16 protein-coding genes are annotated in these 21,990 nt (G+C 60.6%); 6 read left to right on the plus strand and 10 right to left on the minus strand.

Annotated features, from left to right (window positions below):
• Positions 1 to 36 precede the first annotated feature (36 nt).
• On the plus strand, positions 37 to 762 hold the full coding sequence (locus Q8L25_RS29820; protein ID WP_308922835.1) for a 16S rRNA (uracil(1498)-N(3))-methyltransferase: 726 nt from the start codon (positions 37 to 39) through the stop codon (positions 760 to 762).
• A gap of 96 nt (positions 763 to 858) precedes the next feature.
• Here the strand turns inward: Q8L25_RS29820 and Q8L25_RS29825 are convergent, their stop codons facing one another.
• Positions 859 to 3,921 carry a carboxypeptidase regulatory-like domain-containing protein gene (locus Q8L25_RS29825; protein ID WP_308922836.1) on the minus strand — a complete coding sequence of 1,021 codons (3,063 nt, stop codon included), beginning with the start codon at positions 3,919 to 3,921 and terminating at the stop codon, positions 859 to 861.
• A gap of 615 nt (positions 3,922 to 4,536) precedes the next feature.
• A complete protein-coding gene (locus tag Q8L25_RS29830) occupies positions 4,537 to 5,331 on the minus strand; it encodes a hypothetical protein (protein ID WP_308922837.1) in 795 nt (264 codons plus the stop codon).
• 406 nt (positions 5,332 to 5,737) lie between these two features.
• Between Q8L25_RS29830 and Q8L25_RS29835 the strand changes: the two genes are divergently transcribed.
• Complete coding sequence (locus tag Q8L25_RS29835) at positions 5,738 to 7,369, plus strand: NAD(P)/FAD-dependent oxidoreductase (RefSeq protein WP_308922838.1); 1,632 nt, start codon at positions 5,738 to 5,740, stop codon at positions 7,367 to 7,369.
• A gap of 9 nt (positions 7,370 to 7,378) precedes the next feature.
• Here the strand turns inward: Q8L25_RS29835 and Q8L25_RS29840 are convergent, their stop codons facing one another.
• The 6 genes from Q8L25_RS29840 to glnA form a co-directional block, all read right to left on the minus strand.
• Entirely contained in the window at positions 7,379 to 8,743 is a 1,365-nt protein-coding gene (locus Q8L25_RS29840; protein ID WP_308922839.1) for a GAF domain-containing sensor histidine kinase, read from the minus strand.
• A gap of 111 nt (positions 8,744 to 8,854) precedes the next feature.
• Complete coding sequence (gene corA, locus Q8L25_RS29845; protein ID WP_308922840.1) at positions 8,855 to 9,820, minus strand: magnesium/cobalt transporter CorA; 966 nt, start codon at positions 9,818 to 9,820, stop codon at positions 8,855 to 8,857.
• Positions 9,821 to 9,973: 153 nt separating this feature from the next.
• Complete coding sequence (gene ntrC / locus Q8L25_RS29850) at positions 9,974 to 11,479, minus strand: nitrogen regulation protein NR(I) (RefSeq protein ID WP_308922841.1); 1,506 nt, start codon at positions 11,477 to 11,479, stop codon at positions 9,974 to 9,976.
• Between the two features lie 61 nt (positions 11,480 to 11,540).
• Positions 11,541 to 12,632, minus strand: a complete 1,092-nt coding sequence (gene glnL / locus Q8L25_RS29855) for a nitrogen regulation protein NR(II) (protein WP_308922842.1) — start codon at positions 12,630 to 12,632, stop codon at positions 11,541 to 11,543.
• A complete protein-coding gene (locus tag Q8L25_RS29860; protein ID WP_308922843.1) occupies positions 12,629 to 13,141 on the minus strand; it encodes a DUF4124 domain-containing protein in 513 nt (170 codons plus the stop codon). Before Q8L25_RS29860 ends, glnL begins: the two co-directional genes overlap by 4 nt.
• Before the next feature lie 139 nt (positions 13,142 to 13,280).
• Positions 13,281 to 14,696, minus strand: a complete 1,416-nt coding sequence (gene glnA / locus Q8L25_RS29865) for a type I glutamate--ammonia ligase (protein ID WP_065307351.1) — start codon at positions 14,694 to 14,696, stop codon at positions 13,281 to 13,283.
• A gap of 373 nt (positions 14,697 to 15,069) precedes the next feature.
• On the opposite strand from glnA, the gene Q8L25_RS29870 reads away from it, so the two are divergent.
• The 3 genes from Q8L25_RS29870 (at position 15,070) to Q8L25_RS29880 (ending at position 16,297) form a co-directional block, all read left to right on the plus strand.
• Positions 15,070 to 15,531, plus strand: coding sequence for a rhodanese-like domain-containing protein (locus Q8L25_RS29870; protein ID WP_308922844.1), 462 nt, complete (start codon positions 15,070 to 15,072; stop codon positions 15,529 to 15,531).
• A 134-nt stretch (positions 15,532 to 15,665) separates the two neighbouring features.
• Complete coding sequence (locus Q8L25_RS29875; RefSeq protein WP_308922845.1) at positions 15,666 to 16,013, plus strand: type II toxin-antitoxin system RelE/ParE family toxin; 348 nt, start codon at positions 15,666 to 15,668, stop codon at positions 16,011 to 16,013.
• Positions 16,013 to 16,297, plus strand: a complete 285-nt coding sequence (locus tag Q8L25_RS29880; protein ID WP_308922846.1) for a Fis family transcriptional regulator — start codon at positions 16,013 to 16,015, stop codon at positions 16,295 to 16,297. The genes Q8L25_RS29875 and Q8L25_RS29880 overlap by 1 nt, the downstream gene beginning before the upstream one ends.
• On the opposite strand, the gene Q8L25_RS29885 is transcribed toward Q8L25_RS29880, so the two are convergent.
• The gene (locus Q8L25_RS29885) at positions 16,284 to 17,630 is read right to left on the minus strand and encodes a TAXI family TRAP transporter solute-binding subunit (protein WP_308922847.1); all 1,347 of its coding nucleotides are present in this window, start codon (positions 17,628 to 17,630) and stop codon (positions 16,284 to 16,286) included. The two genes, Q8L25_RS29880 and Q8L25_RS29885, sit on opposite strands and share 14 nt — an antisense overlap.
• Positions 17,631 to 17,741: 111 nt before the next feature.
• Here Q8L25_RS29885 and Q8L25_RS29890 point away from each other — a divergent pair, with 111 nt between their 5' ends.
• On the plus strand, positions 17,742 to 18,347 hold the full coding sequence (locus Q8L25_RS29890) for a glutathione S-transferase N-terminal domain-containing protein (RefSeq protein WP_308922848.1): 606 nt from the start codon (positions 17,742 to 17,744) through the stop codon (positions 18,345 to 18,347).
• Here Q8L25_RS29890 and Q8L25_RS29895 read toward each other — a convergent pair.
• Positions 18,344 to 21,751 carry a transglycosylase domain-containing protein gene (locus Q8L25_RS29895; protein WP_308922849.1) on the minus strand — a complete coding sequence of 1,136 codons (3,408 nt, stop codon included), beginning with the start codon at positions 21,749 to 21,751 and terminating at the stop codon, positions 18,344 to 18,346. The two genes, Q8L25_RS29890 and Q8L25_RS29895, sit on opposite strands and share 4 nt — an antisense overlap.
• Between the last annotated feature and the right edge of the window lie 239 nt (positions 21,752 to 21,990).

A 21,990-nucleotide genomic window follows, 5' to 3' on the forward strand; every position in this document is an offset into this window, starting at 1 on the left:
GTCTGTTTATTCATTTTTTGCCCGTTCAGGAATTGCATGCCACGTTTTTACTGCCCCCAGCCGCTCGTCCCCGGCACCACCATCGCCCTGCCGGAAGCCGTCGCCCACCATATCGCCGTGGTGCGCCTGGCGCCGGGCGAACTGATTACGCTATTCAATGGCGAGGGCGGCGAAGTGCAGGCCAGCATCGTCTCGGTCGCCAAGCGCAGCGTGACCGCCGCCGTCCAGGCGCACATCGCGCGCGAGGTCGAACTGCCGTATGCCGTGACCCTGGCGCAGGCGTTGCCGGAAGCGTCGAAAATGGACTGGATCGTCGAAAAGGCAATCGAGCTGGGCGCCGCCGGCATCGTGCCGCTGGCGGCCCAGCGCTGCGTGGTGCGCCTGTCCGCCGAGCGGGCCGAAAAGAAACTGGCGCACTGGCAGGGCATCATCGTCTCGGCCTCGGAGCAAAGCGGACGCAACCGCCTGGCGCAGCTGGCGCCGCTGCAGGAGTTCAATCAGTGGAGCCGCCAGCAGGATCTGCACAAGCGCATCATATTGACGCCGCGCGCAACGCAGTCGCTGGCCGACTGGGCGCGCCACCAGCCGCCGAAGGCCGTCACGCTGATGGTGGGACCGGAAGGCGGCTTTACGGAGGCGGAAGAACAGGCGGCCATCGCGGCCGGCGCGATTGGCTTGGCCATGGGACCGCGCATCCTGCGCACGGAGACGGCGGGCTTGACGGCGCTGGCGACCCTGGGCGCTTTGTGGGGCGGCCTGTAAGCTTTCCTTGATTCAGATAAAAAAAACCGCCGGCTTGCACCGGCGGTTTGTCGATCAACTTGCACATTTGCATGTGCAAGCCTATTTCAAGTCGGATTAGAACTTGTAGTTGTACTCAGCAGTGAACTTCACGGCACGTGGCGACGTGTAGCTGATAACGCGACCGTAAGTTGGGCTCACGTTATAGTTACCACGAGCAACGTTGTAGGTTTCGTCGATGGTCTGTGCGGTTTGTTTGTTAAACAGGTTGAACACATCCATTTTCAACGCCAGGCCATTGACTTGCTGTGGACGGAACGTCACGTTGGCATCGAAACGGATATCCCATGGCAACTTGCCCGAGGTACCGCGTGGTGCTTCCTTGCCGTCGCAGTAGAAGTAAACCGAACCGTAGTTAGCAGCATCAGCTGGCAGGTCAGGACGGTTACCGAAGCAGCTGCGTGGACGACCCGATGCCAGCAAGGCATTGCCGCCAACACTCCACTGGTTGTTCAGCTCATAGTAACCGAATGCTTTGATCTGATGGGTGCGGTTGTTTGGCAGCAAGCCATCCGCGCCGTACATCAGCTCCATGTTATCCCAGGTCGAGGTCGCTGCAACGTCGGTCTGTGCATTGTCCGAACGGGTCTGACCTTCAGTATTACCGGTGCTACGCGACCACGTGTAGTTGACACGGCCATACCAGCCATTGCGCAGCGGATGTTCCGCAAACAGATCGATTGCCGTGTACGTACGCTTGGCCTTTTCGAAGCCCAGATCGGCAGCTTTCAGATCCACACGGGTGTAGTTCGATTGCGTACCTGCGAAATCGACCCAGAAGCTGTTATCGATACCAGGGTTGAACGAGGCGCAGTTAAAGCCGCCGTAGTTCGAGGTGTCGATCCCTTTGGCATCGGCGAAAGCATAGATCTGGCGATCATCGCAGAAGTCATCGATGGTTTGACGCAGCTTGCGATAAGTGACTTTCGCACCAAAGTTCAGATCTGGAGAGAACGCTTTTTCGAAACCGACCGTCAACTCATCCTGGTAGGTTGGCTTGAGGTCGATGGCGCTCAGGGTTTTGGCATCTTTTGCCTGGCCCAGCTCATTGTTCGTCGAAAATTCAGGCGTCAGGGCGGTCAGGCCCGTCGGACGACCGTACTGATCAGTACCGGTGTAGGTGAAGTACTGATTGGTGAACAGCGAACGGCTGGCGCCACGCACGGCCAGGTGAGTCGGAATCTGTACCGCATAACGGCCTGCGCTGCCGAATACTTTCAGCGTTGCATCGCCATTCACGTCCCAGGCAGCAGCAAAACGCGGCGACAACTGGTTCTTGATTTCCAGGAAGGTTTCACCGTCACCGTTTTTATTTTTAAACGATTCGCTACGCAGACCGACCGTCAGCAACAAATTCTTCGTTGCCTGGTAACGATCTTCCAGGTATTGGGCCGACTGATCCGAGTACGCGTTGGTCAGCGTGTTGTACAGTTGATTACCAACATAGTAACCTTGGGTACCATATCCGCCGCCGCTCGCTACCGGTACGCGATAGCCGCCACCGAAGTTGGTTGCCACCAGTGGATTGGCCACTTTGCCGTAGGTCCACTGACCGCCACCTGCCTGGACATCACCAGCATTCACGGACGACAGTTTGTTATTGTCAAAACCGCCGCGCAGCGTATGGTTGCCAAGTTTGTATTCCAAGTCGAAGCGACCGGACTTGATCTTGCTCTGCGCATCGTCGCCTGGTATGGTACCGAGCAACACTTGTGGGCTCGAATAGTTCAGTCCTGGCACCTGGTTGTTACTTGCCGCGACCACGCCAAAGATATCTGCTGGCGCGGTACCGACTGCGTCATAGCGATTCTTGTTTTTGGTGGTGCTTTCGCCATACACAGCCGTCACCGTCAGGTCATCGGTCAGATTGCCCGTGTAGCGCAAGATTTTCGATTCTGCGCCGACGTTTGGCGAGAAGGCAGCATCATTGCTGTAGTGCTGCGATGCCGTTTGCGCGCCGCGCACGCCGGTGCCGTAATTGTACGCATACAATTGACGATCCGATTTTCCTTCGTCACCGAGGAAGGTTGCTTCCACGCGGTGATTGTCGGTGATATTCCAGTCGAACTTGGCGATGTAGCGATCGATCGTGTCTTGATTCGATGCAAAGCCGGTAGCCGCGTTGGAAGCCGAGGTACGGGTGCCGTTGATGCGATCCCAGTCGGTTTTCTTGGTTTCAACCGCAGCGAACATGAACAGCTTGTCCTTGATGATCGGACCACCGACGTAAGCGCCGTAGGTCTTTTCAGTCTTGCTGTTTTCCGAGTTGCGACGGTACAGAGTGCCGTCGGTGGTAGCATTTTCCGTACGACCCGTTGTTGGGTAGTAGCTGTCGCGATATTTCGCACGCAGGCTGTCTGGTTCGATACTGACGCTGGCGCCAAATTCCCAGTTGTTAGTACCGCTCTTGGTCGTAATATTGACCACGCCACCGACCGAACGGCCGAACTCGGCGCCGAAGCCGCCGGTCAGAATTTGTGCCTGGGCGATTGCGCCGAATGGCAGCTCGGAAGCACCCAACTGCGTCAGCGGATTGGTAACAGGAAAACCATTGATGTAGTACGCGTTCTCGGAAGCACCGCCACCACCGAACGATGCACCGGCCGCATAGCGGGAATCGGCACGGGTCGTATTCGGGGCAAGCTGGATGATCGCGGCAACGTTCTGGGCGATCGGCAGACGCGCCAATTCACGCGCGGTGAACGTCGCGCCATTGTTCGAGCTCGATACGTCGATACGATTGCGGCGGCCGGTCACCTGCACCGCTTGCACGCCAGGAGCTGCCGCGCTGGCGAACGATGCATCCACGCCCTGGCCAACCAGGACATCTACTTCAACCGTTTTGCTGACCTGGCCATCACGGACCAGTTCCACGCGATAGTGGCCTGGTGGCAATGCGGTGGCGAAATAACGACCTGACGCATCCGGTACGACGGTACGCTTGGCGCCTGTATCGGTGTTCAACAGCACCACGGTACTGCCTGCTGCGGCCTCGACGTTACCGTAAATGTTACCGGCAGCGTTCGATTGCGCCATGGCGGCGGGAACTACCGCTGCGGTCAGCGTAGCAGCACCAAACGCGATCGACAGCGCGCGTACTAAAACAGTTTTTTTAAACATGGGTTTTCCTGATTATTATATTAAGTGTTATTGAGTGTCTCTGATAGAGAACTCTGGATAGTTAAGCACTAAATCATGTTCAATACGTTTTTATTTCCGGCTTTAGTTTTAAGTAAATTACATTCTCAATCCACACTCATAGTGCAGATCCCCAACCGAATAGGAACTAAAAATCCATTCGTTTAAGCAATACATAAAACCATATTCCCGGCAATAGTGTCAATACAAGTTAGGCCAAGCAGGCGCATAAACAACACAATTTTTTCGCAGATTTGAAAGTGAAAAACGGTCAGATTTGTTGCACCATTGCACTACTTTGGTGCGGTGCAAAAAACGAATAAGGATATCCAGAAACTAACCGATGCAAATAGGGCGCACCACAATAGGGAGCATGACTGCTGATCGTTAGAAATATCCTCGATGAGCAATGCAACATTTCCGTCATGCCAGAGCGCGGGAGGAAAGTTCGAAGCTGGGAGTCAGAGGGCGCCGGCGAGGCCATGCAGAGAGAAAGCAGACACGGAAGCAGAGAGGATGGTGTCGCATTTATACAACATTTGACTACTCTCATGCTTCCGTCTGGAGGCATTAATCCAACAAAAAATTATTATGCCGTTAGCGCGGCTTGATAATTGCGGCACTCGACATGCTATCTTCCAAGGCTCGCCTGGTCATTTTCAATACCCTGATTTCATTATCAGAGTTGATTTTTTCTAAGGCTAATTTCTGATTATTCTTTCTTGCAAAATCTTCCGTGGCATTTTTCCAGGCGATACTTTCTCCTTCTACGCCGCGCGCCAGTTCATCAGTTTCCGCCGCCATTCCCGCATAGACTTTTCCAATCAATAATGTCGCCCGATTGAATTCATCGTTATTCATTAATCGGAGTATTTCAGGCCTGATTGTTTTCTCCGGAGTTATGACATTGCGGAAATTGACAATATAACGACCGTAACACTCTGTCCAGGCATTAATACCTGAATTAACCTCGGCAACTTCTTCATTGGTGGTGGAGCGCGCAGGAATTTGCGGACGCGCGCAGTTGAATTTGGCATAGACAGCATTGCCGCCATCAAAGCTGTTGACGTAGTAAGCGATATCCGACCGATGCTTCTGACGCTCTTGCACCAGAGACAATGACTCAGCCGCCTCTGGATGCCCCTTTGCAACGGCTTGCTGAAGCCAGTAGGCCGCCTTGGTGATATCCTCTTGCGTGCCTTCACCGAATCCGTACATTTCACCGAGCTGAACCTGAGCATTAACATTGCCGGATTCCGCTAATTTGGTAAATATCTGAAAAGATTTGTAAAACTCCTTGTTTTCCCATAGCCTTTGCGCATCACTTAATTCATCTGCACTTGCTGCTCCAAAAGCGCCCAATAGCATCAACATTACCGTTATTTTTCTCATGTCGTTTCCCCGTAAAAATTATGATCAAACTCTAGTCAGCAGCCAGAAGCGATCGCCATTTTTGTCCATCAGACAGATGCTTCGTCACCGATCCTAAGACACAAATTTATTTTTTGCAATTTATAAATTTTGCCCAAAACACACACTTTCTCACTTCCCTCATGTCACGGCGGTCGATGACAATATTTCTTCGGCGAAATTTATAAATGGTAACGCTCGCTGTCGCAAAAAAACTGCAGGGCAGCGCCACGCTGGCTCATCCATCATCCTGCGGCAAGCTGTCAACCTGCGGCATTGACAGTACAGGTAAAATAGACGGTTGTCGTTGGTTGACGAATGCGATACGTCAGCAGGACGCGCTTTAACCATGGGGCCTAGATAGCCCCCTTACTCTGGAATGCATACCATGTTGCGACTCAACGAAGTAAAACTCCCCCTCGAACACGACGACGCGGCCCTGCCCGCCGCCATCCTGGCGCGCCTGGACATTCCGGCAGCCGACCTGATCGGCTACACCGTCTTCAAGCGCAGCTATGACGCCCGCAAGCGCAGCGCCGTGGTGCTGATCTATTCGCTGCATGTGGAAGTACGCGATGAAGCGTTTGTCCTGGCGCGCCTGGCGCATGACATCCACCTGATGCCGGCGCCCGACACCGACTACAAATTCGTCGCCGGCGGCCAGCAGCTGGCCGGCCACACCAGCGAACCGCGCCCGATCGTGATCGGCACCGGCCCGTGCGGCCTGTTCGTGGCGCTGATCCTGGCGCAGATGGGCTTGCGCCCGCTGATTCTCGAGCGCGGCAAGCAGGTGCGCGAACGCACCGTGGACACGTTTGGTTTCTGGCGCAAGCGCGAACTGAACCCGGAATCGAACGTGCAGTTCGGCGAGGGCGGCGCCGGCACCTTTTCGGACGGCAAGCTGTACAGCCAGATCAAGGATCCGAAACATTATGGCCGCAAGGTGCTGACGGAATTCGTCAAGGCCGGCGCGCCCGAAGAGATCATGTATGTGAGCAAGCCGCATATCGGCACCTTCCGCCTGGTCAAGATGGTGGAAGAGATGCGCGCCGAAATCGAGCGCCTGGGTGGCGAATACCGTTTTGGAAGCAAGGTGGTCGATATCGATATCGTGCCGGGTCCGGACGGCGGCCAGGTACGCGGCGTGGTGCTGGCCAGTGGCGAGACCATTGCCAGCAACCACGTGGCGCTGGCGATCGGCCACAGCGCGCGCGACACGTTTGAAATGCTGCACCGGCGCGGCGTGTATATCGAGGCAAAACCGTTTTCGATCGGTTTCCGCGTCGAGCACCCGCAGTCGCTGATCGACAGCTGCCGCTTCGGTCCCAGCGCCGGCCACCCGATCCTGGGCGCGGCCGACTACAAGCTGGTGCATCACGCCAGCAATGGCCGCTCGGTGTACAGCTTCTGCATGTGCCCAGGCGGCACGGTGGTGGCGGCGGCCTCGGAGCCGGGCCGCCTGGTGACCAACGGCATGAGCCAGTATTCGCGCAACGAGCGCAACGCCAACAGCGCCATCGTGGTCGGCATTACGCCCGCCGACTATCCCGGCGACCCGCTGGCCGGCATCGCGCTGCAGCGCGAGCTGGAAGAACGCGCGTTTGCCTTGGGCGGCGGCAACTACGATGCGCCGGGCCAGCTGGTGGGCGACTTCGTGGCCGGCCGCGCCTCGACCGAGTTCGGCAGCGTGGTGCCGTCGTACAAGCCGGCCGTGCACCTGACTGACCTGGCCAGCGCCCTGCCCGAGTATGCGATCACGGCCTTGCGCGAAGCGTTTCCCGCCTTTAACAAGCAGATCAAGGGCTATTACAAGGCCGACGCCGTGCTGACCGGGGTGGAAACGCGCACCTCGTCGCCGATCCGCATCAAGCGCCGCGACGACGACCTGCAAAGCCTGAACACGCGCGGCCTGTTCCCGGCCGGCGAAGGCGCCGGCTATGCCGGCGGCATCCTGTCGGCAGCCGTCGATGGCATCAAGGTGGCCGAAGCGGTGGCGCTGTCCATCGCGGCCGCCAAATAAAGCCGGCCGTCAGGCTGCCAACGGCAGCCTGACATGAATGTGGCAGCCGCTGGCGCGGTCGATGGCGCGCACCTGGCCGCCCAGCTGCTGCACGATGGTATGCACGATATGCATGCCCAGGCCAGAGCCGCCCTGGCCGCGCTTGGTGGTGAAGAATGGTTCGAACATGTGCTCGCGCACGGCGGGCGCCAGGCCGATGCCGTCATCGCAAAATTCCAGCGACAGCCACTGCCTGACACCCTCCGCTTCGACACCGGCGCGGATGGTAATCTGGCCCGGACCGCCGTGCGGATAACCGTGGCGGGCGCTGTTCATCAGCAGGTTCGACAGGATTTGCGACAATTTTCCGGACGCCAGGCGCACCCGGCAGGCGGGGTCGATGTCGAGTTGTACCCGCAAAGCCGATTTGCGCAGCTCGGGACTGTGCGCCGACACCAGGCCATGCACATAGTCGTACAGCACCAGGTCGGCCACATATTCGCTGGCCTGGTCCACCGCCAGTTGCTTGAAATTGCCGATCAGTTCGGCCGCCCGCGTCAGGTTGCGTTCGACCAGCGCGGCGGCGCCCGTCAGGGCCTGGGCGATGTCGATCAGCTCGGTACGGCTGACCTTCGGCGCCGACAGCATGCACACCAGCTGATCGGCATAGCTGCCCATGCTCGACGCCGCCGTCAGCGCCACGCCGATCGGTGTATTGACTTCGTGCGAGACGCCGGCCACCAGCGAACCGAGCGCCGCCATCTGTTCCTGCTCCAGCAGGCTGGCCTGGGCCGCCATCAGCGAGTCCGTACGCTGGCGCACGATGTCTTCCAGCTGGCGTGTGCGTTCCTGGTGCTGCAGCTCGGCCGCGCCACGGGCCGAAAAAATCGACAGCAGCAGCAGGGCCAGCAGCCGCTTGTCTTCATCGATGGGCCGCGTGTCGATGGCCGACAGGATGCCCAGCGTGCGTCCTTCCGTGTCGATCAGAGGCATGCCGACATAGCTCTCGGCGCCCATGTCGACCAGCATGGTATCGAGCGGAAAGCGGCGCTGGATGCCGTTGCCGTGAAAACACATGTCCTGGCAGGTCACGTCCTGGCAAGGCGTGTGCCGCAGGCTGTATTCGATATTGTCCTGGTAGCCATCGCCGCCCCACAGCGCCAGGGTGCGGATGGCTTCGCCGCCATCTTCCTGCCGGATCAGGCGGCCGGCGATCACATAGCGCACATCGAGCGCTTCGGCCAGCTCGCGCACCAGGATGCGCAGGAAATCGTCGCCGCGCGCATGCGCCGTCGAAGCGGTAATCGAGCGCAGCGCCGCTTCGGCCAGGGTGCGCCGCTGCGCCTGGTCAAACAGGGGTTCTTGCGAATTGACATCAAACAGCGGAATACTCATGCATGCTCCTGCACAGCCCGGCAAGCGACTCCTCCTCGCGGGCCAGCGAAGGCGGACCCTCGCTGATTGTACCTCCGGAAATTATCGAATAATACAGATCGCCGGAAATTTTTATAGCCAGCCGGAGCGCTTGAACAGGTAATACATATAGCCGCAGGCGCCGCACATCACGGCCACGGCGGCCGGATAGCCATAGTGCCAGTCCAGTTCCGGCATGTATTTGAAGTTCATGCCCCAGATGCCGGCAAAGGCGGTAAACACGGCAAAGATGGCCGCCCAGGCCGCCAGCTGCTTGTTCACTTCGCTCTCGTCGATGGCCACCATCGACAGGTTCACCTGAATCGCCGTGCTGATGGTGTCGCGGATCGAGTCGAGCGTGCCGTTGATGCGCGCCAGGTGGTCATGCACGTCGCGGAAATATTCCTGCGTGTCATGCGCCAGCGGCGGCACCCTGCCGCCGTGCAGCTTGCCGACCGCCTCCATCAGCGGCGCCACCACATGACGCAGCACCATCACCTTGCGTTTCAACTGGTACAGCCGTTCGATATTGACTCGTTCGGTGCCGGAATCGAACATGCGGTCTTCGATCGCCTCCAGCTCCGATTCGAGCGCATCGAGCACCGGAAAGTAACGGTCGACCACCGCATCCATCAGTGCATACAGCACGAAGGCCGAGCCCTGGCGCAGCAGGTGCGGTTCGCGCTCGGCGCGCGCGCGCACGCCGAGGAAACCCTGCGAGCTGTTGCTGCGCGACGACAGCACGTAATTGGCGCCAACAAAGATATCGACTTCGCCCAGCACCAGCTCGTCGCCGACCATTTCCACGGTTTTGACGACCGCAAACAGCGAATCGCCATATTCCTCGATCTTCGGGCGCTGGTGGCCGCGCTGCGCGTCTTCCACCGCCAGTTCGTGCAGGCAGAATTCGTGCTGCATCTGCTTCAGTTCGTCGGGCGTGGCGTCGAGCAGCGCGACCCACACGAAGCAATCGGGACGTTCCACGTAATCGCTGATATCGTCGATCGGCAAGTCGGCCAGTTTCTTGCCATCCTGGTAGGCCACACAGTTAATCAGCATACAATTCCACAGTTCAAGTTGACGCCGGACGACACAGTCCGGCAGGCGCCAGCTTACCCTATCGTTCGCCTGATTTGTGGGGTGTGGCGTGCAAAGTCGCCGAGGGGGGAGGGAAAGCGGACGCGGCGGAAGGCCGCGCCCGATGTACCGAGGTCAGTCTTCCTTGGCGCCGTCGATGCCCAGTTCCGAGATCTTGCGGGTGATGGTGTTGCGGCCGATGCCCAGGCGCACGGCGGCGTCGTTCTTGCGCCCATGCGTATGCTTGAGCGCCGTCTTGATCAGGGCCGACTCGAACTGGCGCCCCAGCACCGCCATCACTTCCTGCTGCCCTGCCCCCAGCATGCCGGCCGCCTGCAGTTCCAGCAAGCCGATCCAGCCTGGTGGCGCGCCATTGACCGGTGCCGCGGCGTCGAAGACCTGGCCGCCATGCGGCGCGCTGGCGGCCTGCGGCTCGCCGTGCGATTGCAGCGGCGCCGGCGGGTTGATCATGCCGGTCGACTCGCCCTGCCCTTGCGTCAGCTCCAGCGGCAGGTCCTTGATTTCCACCGTCTGGCCCGGCGCCATCACGGTGATCCAGTTGCACAGGTTTTCCAGCTGGCGCACGTTGCCGGGCAAGTCGAGACTGCTGAGGAACTGCATGGTCGGCTCGCTCATGCGCTTCGCTTCCACGCCCAGCTGGCGCGCGCTCTGCACCAGGAAGTGGCGCACCAGAATGGGGATATCTTCGCGCCGCTCCCTCAAACTGGGCAGGCGCAGGCGGATCACGTTCAGGCGGTGATACAAGTCTTCGCGGAACAGGCCGTCGCGCACGCGCTGCTCGAGGTTCTGGTGCGTGGCGGTAATCACGCGCACATTGGCCTTCATCGGCTGATGGCCGCCGACCCGGTAGAAATGCCCGTCCGACAGCACCCGCAGCAAGCGCGTCTGCAGGTCGAATGGCATGTCCCCGATTTCGTCCAAAAACAGAGTGCCGTTCTCGGCCTGCTCGAAGCGGCCGCGCCGTGTCGTCTGCGCGCCCGTAAACGCGCCCCGTTCGTGGCCGAACAGTTCCGATTCCAGCAAATCCTTCGGGATCGCCGCCGTGTTCAGGGCAATGAACGGCTGGGCCGCGCGCGGGCTGTGCTTGTGCAGCGCGCGCGCCACCAGTTCCTTGCCGGAACCGGACTCGCCGGTGATCAGCACCGTCACGTTCGATTGCGACAAACGGCCGATGGCGCGAAACACTTCCTGCATGGCCGGCGCCTGGCCGAGGATTTCCGGCGTTTCCGACGGCCCCGACTCGACGCTGGTCTCGCGCAGGCTTTCTTCCAGCGCGCGGCGTATCAGTTCGACGGCCTTGTCGATATCGAAAGGCTTGGCCAGGTATTCGAAGGCGCCGCCCTGGAAGGCCGCGACGGCCGAATCGAGGTCGGAAAAGGCGGTAATGATAATGACGGGCAATCCGGGAAAGCGCGTCTTGACCATTTGCAGCAGGTCGAGCCCTGACGCGCCCGGCATGCGGATGTCGGACACCAGCACTTGCGGCGTGTCGAACTCGAGCGCGGCAATGGCGTCGCGCGCATTGGCAAAGCTCTTGGTGGCCAGGTTTTCACGGGCCAGGGCTTTTTCCAGCACCCAGCGGATTGATTCGTCGTCGTCAACTATCCAGATTGGCTTCATTAGTGTGTGCGTCCCGCAATGGATTTCATGAGTGGGATACGACGGCAGGTGCTTCCCACGCTTATGGCAAAGGTAAAACGATCCTGAAATCGGTATATCCAGGCCGGCTTTCGCATTCGATCACGCCCAGGTGCTGTTGCACGAAGGTCTGTGCCAAGGTCAGTCCCAATCCGCTGCCGCCTTCCCGTCCCGATACCAGCGGGTAGAAAATCCGGTCACGGATCTGGGGTGCGATGCCCGGTCCATTGTCAATGATATGCAAGTCTAATGCCAGGCCGTAGCGGACCTTGGCCAACGTCACCTGGCGCGCCACGCGGGTCTTGAAAATCAGCTCCGCATCGCCCGCTTCGATCCGCTCGGACAAGGCTTGCGCCGCGTTATGGGCGATGTTCAGCACGGTCTGGATCAGCTGCTCCTTGTCGCCACGGAACTCGGGAATCGAGGCGTCATAGTCGCGCGAGATGGTCAGGCCGCTGGGAAACTCGGCCAGGATCAGGCTGCGCACGCGCTCGCACACTTCGTGGATATTCACGTCGCCGACGATGTGCGGCCGGCGGTGCGGCGCCAGCAGGCGGTCGACCAGGGTCTGCAGCCGGTCCGCTTCCTTGATGATCACCTGCGTGTATTCGCGCAATTCGAGCAGGTGCAGCGCCGGCAATTCGAGTTCGAGCAGCTGCGCCGCGCCGCGGATGCCGCCCAGCGGGTTCTTGATTTCATGCGCCAGGTTGCGGATCAGCTCCTTGTTGACCTGGCTCTGGTCGAGGATGCGCTCTTCGCGGTCCAGCTTGAGTTGCTGCACGTTTTCGCGCAGCTCGATCAGGATGCTGTCCTCGGGGCCGTCCAGCGCGCTGATGATGCTGTGCACGCGCAAGGGGTCGCGCCCCAGGCGCTCCAGGCTCAGGTCCTGGCGCAGGTCGGAAAACTTGTGTTCGCGGGCCTGGGCGCAGATGCCGGCCAGCTCCTCGGGATTGACGAACAACGCCGTCAGCTTTTGCCGCGACAGCGCCTTCAAGGAACTTTCCAGCAGGTTTTCCGCCGCCGCATTGGCGTAGCTGATGCGCCCGTCCATGTCGAGCACGATCACGGCCGAGGCCAGCAGGTCGAGTCCGGCCAGGTGCGGCGCACGGCGCGGGGGGGTATGGGCTTCGGTCATCGGATATTCGCAATCTCACGTTTGAGGGCCTCGACGTTTTGCTGCGTCCGGCCGAGGTTGTCTTTCAATTGGGCCACCCGTTCCTGGTACTTGGCATAGTTGCGCTCGTTGCCCTGGCGTTCAGGCTGGCCCTGGTTGAACTCTTGGCGTTGCGCGGCCAGCTTCTGCTCTTCGCTGCGCAGCTCGTCCTGCAGGATCTGGCGCCGGTCCAGGTCGCGCGCGCGTTGTTCGGCGCCATCGACGCGGGGAAAGTTGCCCGCGCCAGTGGCGGCAGCCGGATTGGCGGCCGGCGCGGAGGGCCTGGCGTTTGCTGCGGCCAGCGGCGCGCTCCTGCGCGGCGGCTCCGTCATGGCGCCGGGCAAATCGAGCAGCTTGCAGGCCGCGCTGTCGCGCTTGTCGGTATAGGTTTTATGGCCCTGGGCATCACTGCAGACATACAATTGCCCATGCGCCAAGCCGGCGGCGCCCAGCAGGGCCGCCGCCAGCGCCATCCTGTAATGCTTGTTCACTTTCCACTCCTGTCAGCTCTCACGGTACCGGGCGACTATACAACATCATGCCCGCGTGCCCATGAAAAAACGCGGGGAAGACCGAAAGCCTCACCCCGCGTTTTGATTGCTTGCCGGCAGTGTTGCCGGCATCACGCCATTACAGCGAGTAGTACATGTCGAACTCGGCAGGATGCGTGGTCATGCGCATGCGCTGTACGTCCTGCATTTTCAGTTCCAGGTAGGCATCGATCATCGAATCGCTGAACACGCCGCCACGGGTCAGGAACTCGCGGTCCTTGTCCAGTGCATCCAGGGCTTCTTCCAGCGAAGCGCAGACGGTAGGGATCAGTGCATCTTCCTCAGGCGGCAGATGGTACAGATCTTTCGAGGCGGCTTCGCCCGGATGGATCTTGTTGGCAACACCGTCCAGGCCGGCCATCAGCAACGCGGCGAAGCACAGGTATGGGTTGGCCAGTGGATCCGGGAAACGTGCTTCCACGCGGCGGCCTTTTGGATTGGCAACGTGTGGAATACGGATCGAAGCGGAACGGTTTTTCGCCGAGTACGCCAGTTTCACCGGTGCTTCGTAGCCTGGTACCAGGCGCTTGTACGAGTTGGTGCCCGGGTTGGTGATCGCGTTCAGTGCCTTGGCGTGCTTGATGATGCCGCCGATGTAGTACAGGGCGAAATCGGACAGGCCGGCATAGCCGTCGCCGGCGAACAGGTTCTTGCCATCTTTCCATACGGACTGGTGCACGTGCATGCCCGAACCGTTGTCGCCAACGATAGGTTTCGGCATGAAGGTGGCGGTCTTGCCGTAGCTGTGGGCCACGTTCCAGACCACGTATTTCAGGTTCTGCGTCCAGTCGGCGCGCTCGACCAGGGTCGAGAACTTGGTGCCGATTTCATTCTGGCCGGCGCCAGCGACTTCATGGTGGTGCACTTCGACCGGGATGCCCAGCGATTCGAGAATCAGGCACATTTCCGAACGCATGTCCTGGAAGCTGTCCACTGGTGGCACCGGGAAGTAGCCGCCCTTGACGGTAGGACGGTGGCCGCTGTTGCCGCCTTCGATGTCCTTGCCGGTCGACCACGAACCTTCGTCCGAACCGATCTTGACGAAGCAGCCCGACATGTCGATCTTCCAGCGCACGCTGTCGAAGATGAAGAATTCCGGCTCAGGGCCGAAGTAGGCGGTGTCGCCCATGCCCGACGATTTCAGGTAGGCCTCGGCGCGTTTCGCGATCGAGCGCGGGTCGCGGTCATAGCCCTTGCCATCCGACGGTTCGATCACGTCGCACTGCATGAACAGGGTGGTTTCTTCCATGAACGGGTCGATATTGGCGGTGCTTGGATCCGGCAGCAAAATCATGTCGGACGCTTCAATGCCCTTCCAGCCAGCGATCGAGGAGCCGTCAAAGGCGTGGCCCGATTCGAATTTGTCCATGTCGAAGTGCGACACGGGCACCGTTACGTGCTGCTCTTTACCACGGGTGTCGGCAAAGCGGAAATCAACGAATTTGACTTCGTTCTCTTCTACCATCTTCAAGACTTCTGCGGCTGTCATTGCCATGCGTATCTCCTAAATGAATGTGGGGTGAGCCGACCTGAATGCGTCTGGGCTGATGATGCTAAGCAAAGATTGCGTGCCACCAAAACTCACAGGAATCATAGCAGATTCCATGCCAGCTTTTAAGTCCCCAGGGCCGGCACGGGCAAACCATGGCTATCCCTGTGAAAGTTTGATCGACGTTAATTTATCGACATGTATTGCGCTAAATCAAAAATGCACTATGCAAGTGCGAAAAACAAATAATGCACCAATTTGTAGCGTTTACAACGAAAAATCTGAAAATGCCCGATTCTGGTGCAGTACGCAGGGTCGTTTGCGGTGCGCGTCCGGCGCACTATAATCATTTCCACCATTCCCTTACCTGGAGCCTGTCATGAGTACCCCCGCCGACATTCTGACTATTGCCCGCAGCCGCGCCAACGAGGGCACACCGTATGCCGGCGCCGTCACGCCGCAGGAAGCCTATGAGCTGCTGCAGCTCGACCCTGCCATCAAGCTGATCGACGTGCGCACCAATGCCGAGCGCGACTGGGTCGGCCGGGTCGATATCGCCGACACCCAGCACGGCGCGGTACAGTGGGCCACCTATCCGGGCGGCGTGCCCAATCCCGACTTCGTGCGGCAACTGGCCAACCAGGCCGGCCAGGACGACATCTTGCTGTTCCTGTGCCGTTCAGGCGTGCGCTCGCGCCACGCGGCCAAGCTGGCCACCGAACACGGCTACCCCAACAGCTACGACATCCTGGAAGGCTTTGAAGGCGACAAGGACGCCGATGGCCACCGCAAGGAAATCGGCGGCTGGTGCAAGGCCGGCCTGCCGTGGCTGGGCGCATAAAGACACACGCTGTTTGACATGACAGGCCACGCGCCGGCCTGAGACCGGTTACAACCATCCATGGCCGTTTGCAAAAGCGGCGCAAATTCTCCTTGCGAAATAGTACCTTATATAGTACAACGTAGAGGTGCGTCATGGATGCTTCCCACTTGCGGCAGATTAGCCTGCTGTTCTATGCGAACGGCAACGGCGGCGAACCGGTGCGCGACTGGCTCAAGAGCCTGCCCGCCCTTGAACGCCATGTGATCGGGCAAGACCTGATGCATGCACAGTGGCGCTGGCCGGTCGGCATGCCGCTGTGCCGGCACCTCGGCCAGGGATTGTGTGAAATTCGCAGCAGCCTGTCCGGCAACCGCATCGCCCGTGTATTGATCTGCCAGCATGGCGACTGCCTGGTGGCGCTGCACGGCTTTATCAAGAAAACCCGCACCACGCCCGACGACGACCTGGCGCTGGCCCGCAAACGATTGAAGGAACTGTGATGAACCACGCGCATCCCCATCTGGGCAGCAGCCTCGACGACTTCCTGAAAGAAGAAGGCATCTTCGAGCAGACGCAGACCCAGGCCATCAAGGAAGTCATCGCCTGGCAATTGACGCAGGCGATGCAGGAGCAATCGCTGTCGAAAACCCGCATGGCGGCCATGCTGCAGACCAGCCGTTCGCAGCTCGACCGCTTGCTCGACCCCACCAGCGACGTGACCCTGTCCACGCTGGAGCGGGCCGCCACGCTGGTCGGACGCAAGCTGTCGATTACTCTGGTATAGCCGCCACCGTCTGCTCGCCCATCAGGGTCAGGATACGCTTGCGCACGAAATTGATATGGCTGCGCAGGCCATACAAGCCATCGGCAAACGACAGCGGTATCGAGATCTGGTTGACCATTTCCTCGATCTCGTCGAGCCGTTGCAATTGCTCCGCATACACCTGCGCGCGGCGTGCTTCCGGCACATCTTCCAGCGCCTGCTCCACCGTGCGCAACTGCCCGTACCAGCGGTACACGCGCGAGCGGATGCGCCAGACATACAGCGGCGGCACCACGCGCGACAGCGGCAATATCAGCGCACCGAGCGCCACCACCAGCACCCACATGCGGTCGAAGAAATTGGCCAGCCAGAAGCTCATGTAGCGCTGCAACACCGGTGCGCCGTCCTTGTAGAATTTCAGCGCTTCCGGCGCCACCGGAATTTCCGTATAGCGCGCCGACGGAAACTGCCCCTGCTGCTGGAACCAGCCGGTGCCGCCATGGATGCTGGCTGCCGCCTGCACGAACAGGTCCACCAGCGCCGGATGCAGGTCCTCGCGCGCCACCAGCGTAGCGGTGGGCGCGATCAGATGATAGTCCTGCGCCGGGATATTGCGCCCCAGGTCGACAATGCCGCGCGGCAGCACCACATGGGTCAGGAAGGGCAAACGCCGCGTATAGGCTTCCGCCTGGGAAAAGTCGAACAGACGGATGCCTGGTGTCTGCAACAGCATCTGGATCAGCGGCGCTTCCGGCGCCGAGCTGAACACCAGCCCATCGATACGTCCTTCCAGCAGTTCCACCGTGGCCGGCGTGTTTTGCAGCGCACCCACCGTCAGTTCGTTCGGCTCGACGCCATTGACGGCCAGCAACTGGCGAAACAGGCCCGGCACACCCGTGCCTTCCGGCCCCAGGTTGATCTTCATCCCTTTAAGCTGCGTCAGCTCGGTGACCGCCTTGTCTTCGCGCAGGAACAGCCAGACCGGTTCCGTAAACAGGCTGCCGAGGGAAATCAGGCCATGGCGCTCGGCGTCCGCATGTTCGGTCGAGCCGCTTTGCACGAAGGCGATGTCGGTCGTGCCGGCGTTCAGGCGCTGCAGGTTTTCCTGCGAGCCCAGCGAGGGCTGCAAGCTGACCTTGATGCCGTGCTTGGCCAGGGTGGCCGCGTACTGCTTGCCGAACTCTTCGTAGGCGCTGTTGTCCTGTCCGGTCGACAGCCTGACCTGGCGCGGCGGCGCCGGATCGACCAGCCAGTAGGCCAGCGCGCAGACGGCCGCGATCAGCAACAAGGTGGGGCCGGCGGTGGCGAGAAAGTCGCGTACGGAAAAACGGCTGAACGCGAGGATTTTGGACATATGGTGGCGCATGGGTTTCATGGGGGGCTACCTTGCCAAGAAATGGGCAACTATGCAAGCTGCTTTCGCCTGCGCTACATTAGCAGTCTTGCCACTCACACGGAGCCATGCATGTTGAAAATCCTGGGAAAAGCCGCATCGATCAATGTCCGCAAAGTATTGTGGACCTGCGAGGAACTGAATCTGCCGTATGAACGCGAGGACTGGGGCAGCGGCTTCAAGGCGACCAGCGAGCCGGCCTTCCTGGCGCTCAATCCCAACGCGATGGTGCCGGTGCTGGTCGATGACGAGCTGGTGCTGTGGGAATCGAACGCCATCTGCCGCTATCTGTGTGCGAAGGAAAGTCGCGAGGACCTGCTGCCGGCGGCACCACGCGCGCGCGCCGAGGTGGAAAAATGGATGGACTGGCAGATGGGCGAGCTGAACAACTCCTGGCGCTATGCCTTCATGTCGCTGGTGCGGCACAGCCCCGCGCACCAGGATGCGGCGCTGCTGGCGGCCGGCATCGCCGGCTGGAACGCCATGATGGGTATCCTGGAACAGCAGTTGCAGCGCACCGGTGCATACGTATGCGGCGAGCGCTTCACCTTGGCCGATATCGTGCTGGGCCTGTCCGTCAAGCGCTGGCGGATGGCGCCGCTGCAGCATCCCGATTATCCGGCAATCGCCGCCTACCATGCGCGCCTGGCGCACAAGACGGCGGCGTTTGCGGGCTAATTGAACGACTGCTTGACCGGCAGTTTGTCTTCAGGTTTGTCTGCCTGATTGACCGGCGGCTTGTCTGCCTGCTTGACTGGCGGTTTCTCCGCCTGTTTGGCTGGCTGCTTGACTGGCGGTTTCTCCGCCTGTTTGATCGCCTGCTTGTCCACCGGCTTGGCCGCCGGTTTCTCCGCCTGTTTGACCGGCTGCTTGACCGGCGGTTTCTCCGCCTGCTTGGCTGGCTGCTTGACCGGCGGTTTGGCCGCCGGCGCCACCGGCTGTACGACCGGCGGTTTGACCACTGCATGGACCGGCGCGTCCGGGTCGATCAGCGGCATCAGGCTGGGCGCCAGCGAAACGAGCAACTGCACCGGCAAGGCGCTGGTGAAGTCGTAGTTTTTCGACTCCGGCCCGCGCACATAGGCTGTCATGCTGCCATAGAAACGCTCGCCGATATTGAAGACAAACGTGGCCGAGCGGTTCACATAGCGCGACTCGATCAGGCGGCCACCGGCGCCATACACGTCGAAGCGCTGGTCGCCGGTCCCCGTCTTGCCGCCGACCGGGATCGGCAGGCCGTCGGCGCCAACAAACGCGGTTTTCGCGCGCTTGGCGGTACCGTCCGAGCCCACCGCGCGGATCGCCCTGGCCACCGCGCGCGCCACGTCCGGCGACAGCACCTGCTCGGCCTTGACATTGGCGGCGCGCTTGACCATGGTGTCATAAGGCGTGTTGGCGGCAAAGTGCATGGAGTCGATGCGCACGCTCGGTTTGCGCACGCCGTCATTGATGATAATGCCCATCAATTCGGCCAGCGAAGCGGGACGATCGGCCGAGGCGCCCAGGGTGGTGGCAAACGACGGCACCAGGGAATCGAAGGGATAGCCCATCTTTTTCCACTGGCGATGGATCTCCAGGAAGCCTTCAACCTCCAGCAAGTCGGCGATGCGGCGGTCCTGGGCATGCTTGCGGTGCGTATTGAACAGCCATTTGTACACTTCCTGGCGCTGCTTTTCGCTGGCCGCCACCATCTGCGACAAGGTCGCGCCCTCGTTCTGGCGCAGGAAAGCCACCATCCACAATTCCAGCGGATGCACATTGGCCAGGTAGCCGCGGTCGGCCAGAGACCAGTTTTCCATCGCATACTGATCGTACATCTTCGCCACGCGCTCGGGCGGCACTTCGTTCTGCGACGGCAGGTTGACGTTCAGGAAGTCGGCGAACTCGGCACGCGTGCCTTTCGGATTGATGGTGCGGTAGATATTGGCCAGGCGCACCGGTGTCGGCCGTATGCTGGCCAGCAACACTTTTTCCTGCTCGTCGACGCTCTTGCCGCGGTACTTCTGGTAGAAGCGGTGCAGGAATTCGCGTCCTTCCTTGTCGGCAAAACGGCTCAGGTACTGGGCCCGGCGCGGATCGTCCGCGTCGGCCAGCAAGGAAGCCGAGGAATCGGGGCGCGAGAACATGTAATAGCGCGCCACGTCGCGCATCAGGCGCACGAACACCAGGTTGGTCGACTGTTGCAAGGCATGCTGCACCGTCATGATGCGGCTGTCGTCAAGCTTGGAGAAATTGCCGAAGTGATGCAGGCCGCCGCCCGTGAAGAAACCTTCGCCGGGGTTGCCCGAGTACTTGCGCTCCATCGCCGCTGCCAGCATGTCCGGCAGGTTGCGTGCTTCGCCCAACGGTTTTGACGACAGGTAAGCGATCCCCCACTGCGTCAGCATGTCCTTCGGATCGACGGCGATTTTCGACAGTTCGGCCGCCGGCAATTCCCTGTAGCGCTGCTGCAGCTGGTCGACGATGTCGAGGTAGCTGACCAGCGTGCGCAGCTTGGCGGTGGAGCCGAGATCGAGCTTGGCGCCTTCGTTGATGTCGAGCGGCTGGTCGAAGTTATCGGTCTGCACGCGCAGCAGGTTGGCCTGGTCGCCTTTTTGCAGCAAGGTAAAGCTGTACACCACATTGGCCGGGTCGCCATTGCCCAGCATGCCCTTGCCGGTCAGGCCGGCCGCTTTCGCCACTGCCGGATCGCGCAATTCGCGCAGCACTTTCGTCACCGCATTTTGCGCCTGCGCATCGAGCGTGCTGACCACTTTCAAATCGAGACGGTCGAGGTTGTACAGGCGCGGGTCGCCCAGCATGCCGGCCAGGTGATTGCGCACGGCATTCGAGGCCTTGCGCGTGACGAACGAGGTGGCCGCTTCGGACTGCACGCCGGACGCCGTCGACGGCCGCAATGGCTGGGCCATGGCGGCGTCGCGCAGCTGCGGCGTGATTACGCCGGCTTGCGCCAGCAGGCGCAAGTGGCTGTTGGTCAGCGCTTCGAGGTCGGCGCCGCCAGCCACCAGGTAATGCGAGGGACGGCGCTGCGCGATCAAGAGACTCAGCGCCTGCTTGTAGGCCAGCGCACTGCCCGGCTGGTCCAGTTTGGGATTGAGTTGCTGCTTGACCTCGTCGAAGTTGCGGCCATACCAGACCCACATGCCGTCGCCGATGCCGTTGACTTCGCCAAAGCCGCTTTTTGCCGACAGCGGCACGGTATTGAGGTAATTGACGACGATCTTGCGCCGCACGGCCATGGTGTTTTCGCCATCCTGGTACGAGCGCAGGCTGGCCGACAGCATCTGGAACAGCTTGTCCTTCATGGAGCTGGTGCGGCCGTCTTCCGAATGGCGGTATTTTTCGATCTGCGTGGCCAGGGTGCTGCCGCCGCCGCCGCGATGGCCGCCGACCATGTTCAGGCCCTTGTCCAGCACGGCCTTGCTCAGGCGATCCCACTCGATGGCAGGATTGCGCTCGGGCGTGCCCGGGTCGAGCAATTCGCGGTTCTCGATGAACAGCAGGCTTTGCACCAGCGCCGGCGGCGCTTCGGCAAAGCCATTGAAGGCGCGCTCGGGGTAGACGGCCGAAAACAGCGGCGCGGCGCGCCAGTCGAGAATGGTCAGGCCGGCGCGGCTTTTTTCGTGATAGGTGGCGAACACGCCCATGTCGGCCAGTTCCACCATCTTCGGCGACATGCGCGCCTGCGCCGTGACGGTATAGTCGCGCGCATTGAGCTTGCCGATAAAGTCGGGCAGGCTGGCGTAACCGAGCCGCTCGTCATAGGGTCCGTGCTGCGGATAACGTATCGCGCCGGCGGGGCTGGGGCCAGGCTCGACCTTGTAGGTCAGCTGGCGGCTCAGGCGGCTGAAAAATTCCGCCTGCAGTGCCGAGGTACGCACTTCGCGCACGACAAACCAGGCGATGCCGGCAATCAGGGCCAGCACGATCAGCAGGAAGATCGGCCACACGCGCGAACGGCGTTTCTTGCGCGGCGCGGCCGGCGGCGGCAGGTCGGCACCGGCTGCGGTTGCCGGGATCGTTTCCGGATCGGATGGAGGCCGTACTTGCGCATGGGCCAGGTTGTCGCCTGTGTCTTTCATGGGATGCTGGGGGTAGGTTGGGTAAGAGTGACGCGGATCAGGCGGCTACGGCAGATGCGGCCGGCGTGCTCTGCGCAAGATAAGACGGTGGCCAGGCGAGGCCGGTAACGATGCAGCTTGCTTGACATGATATCCAGACCGGTAAATCAACAATACGCCACAAAACGCCGCTTGCTTGGGTACGGTGGCGATGACGCGTAGTCCTGATCACCATTGCACCACATCGGCATGGCAAGGAT

Source organism: Janthinobacterium sp. J1-1, from assembly GCF_030944405.1.
Lineage (GTDB): Bacteria > Pseudomonadota > Gammaproteobacteria > Burkholderiales > Burkholderiaceae_D > Janthinobacterium.

Coding starts and splice junctions, on each gene's coding strand:
- Q8L25_RS29840 (WP_308922839.1), bottom strand. CDS start 8,743: ATGAGTATTCCGCTGTTTGATGTCAATTCGCAAGAACCCCTGTTTGAC.
- glnL (WP_308922842.1), bottom strand. CDS start 12,632: ATGACCGAAGCCCATACCCCCCCGCGCCGTGCGCCGCACCTGGCCGGA.
- glnA (WP_065307351.1), bottom strand. CDS start 14,696: ATGGCAATGACAGCCGCAGAAGTCTTGAAGATGGTAGAAGAGAACGAA.
- Q8L25_RS29875 (WP_308922845.1), top strand. CDS start 15,666: ATGGATGCTTCCCACTTGCGGCAGATTAGCCTGCTGTTCTATGCGAAC.
- Q8L25_RS29825 (WP_308922836.1), bottom strand. CDS start 3,921: ATGTTTAAAAAAACTGTTTTAGTACGCGCGCTGTCGATCGCGTTTGGT.
- Q8L25_RS29870 (WP_308922844.1), top strand. CDS start 15,070: ATGAGTACCCCCGCCGACATTCTGACTATTGCCCGCAGCCGCGCCAAC.
- Q8L25_RS29895 (WP_308922849.1), bottom strand. CDS start 21,751: ATGAAAGACACAGGCGACAACCTGGCCCATGCGCAAGTACGGCCTCCA.
- Q8L25_RS29885 (WP_308922847.1), bottom strand. CDS start 17,630: ATGTCCAAAATCCTCGCGTTCAGCCGTTTTTCCGTACGCGACTTTCTC.
- Q8L25_RS29835 (WP_308922838.1), top strand. CDS start 5,738: ATGTTGCGACTCAACGAAGTAAAACTCCCCCTCGAACACGACGACGCG.
- Q8L25_RS29890 (WP_308922848.1), top strand. CDS start 17,742: ATGTTGAAAATCCTGGGAAAAGCCGCATCGATCAATGTCCGCAAAGTA.
- Q8L25_RS29830 (WP_308922837.1), bottom strand. CDS start 5,331: ATGAGAAAAATAACGGTAATGTTGATGCTATTGGGCGCTTTTGGAGCA.
- ntrC (WP_308922841.1), bottom strand. CDS start 11,479: ATGAAGCCAATCTGGATAGTTGACGACGACGAATCAATCCGCTGGGTG.
- Q8L25_RS29820 (WP_308922835.1), top strand. CDS start 37: ATGCCACGTTTTTACTGCCCCCAGCCGCTCGTCCCCGGCACCACCATC.
- Q8L25_RS29880 (WP_308922846.1), top strand. CDS start 16,013: ATGAACCACGCGCATCCCCATCTGGGCAGCAGCCTCGACGACTTCCTG.
- corA (WP_308922840.1), bottom strand. CDS start 9,820: ATGCTGATTAACTGTGTGGCCTACCAGGATGGCAAGAAACTGGCCGAC.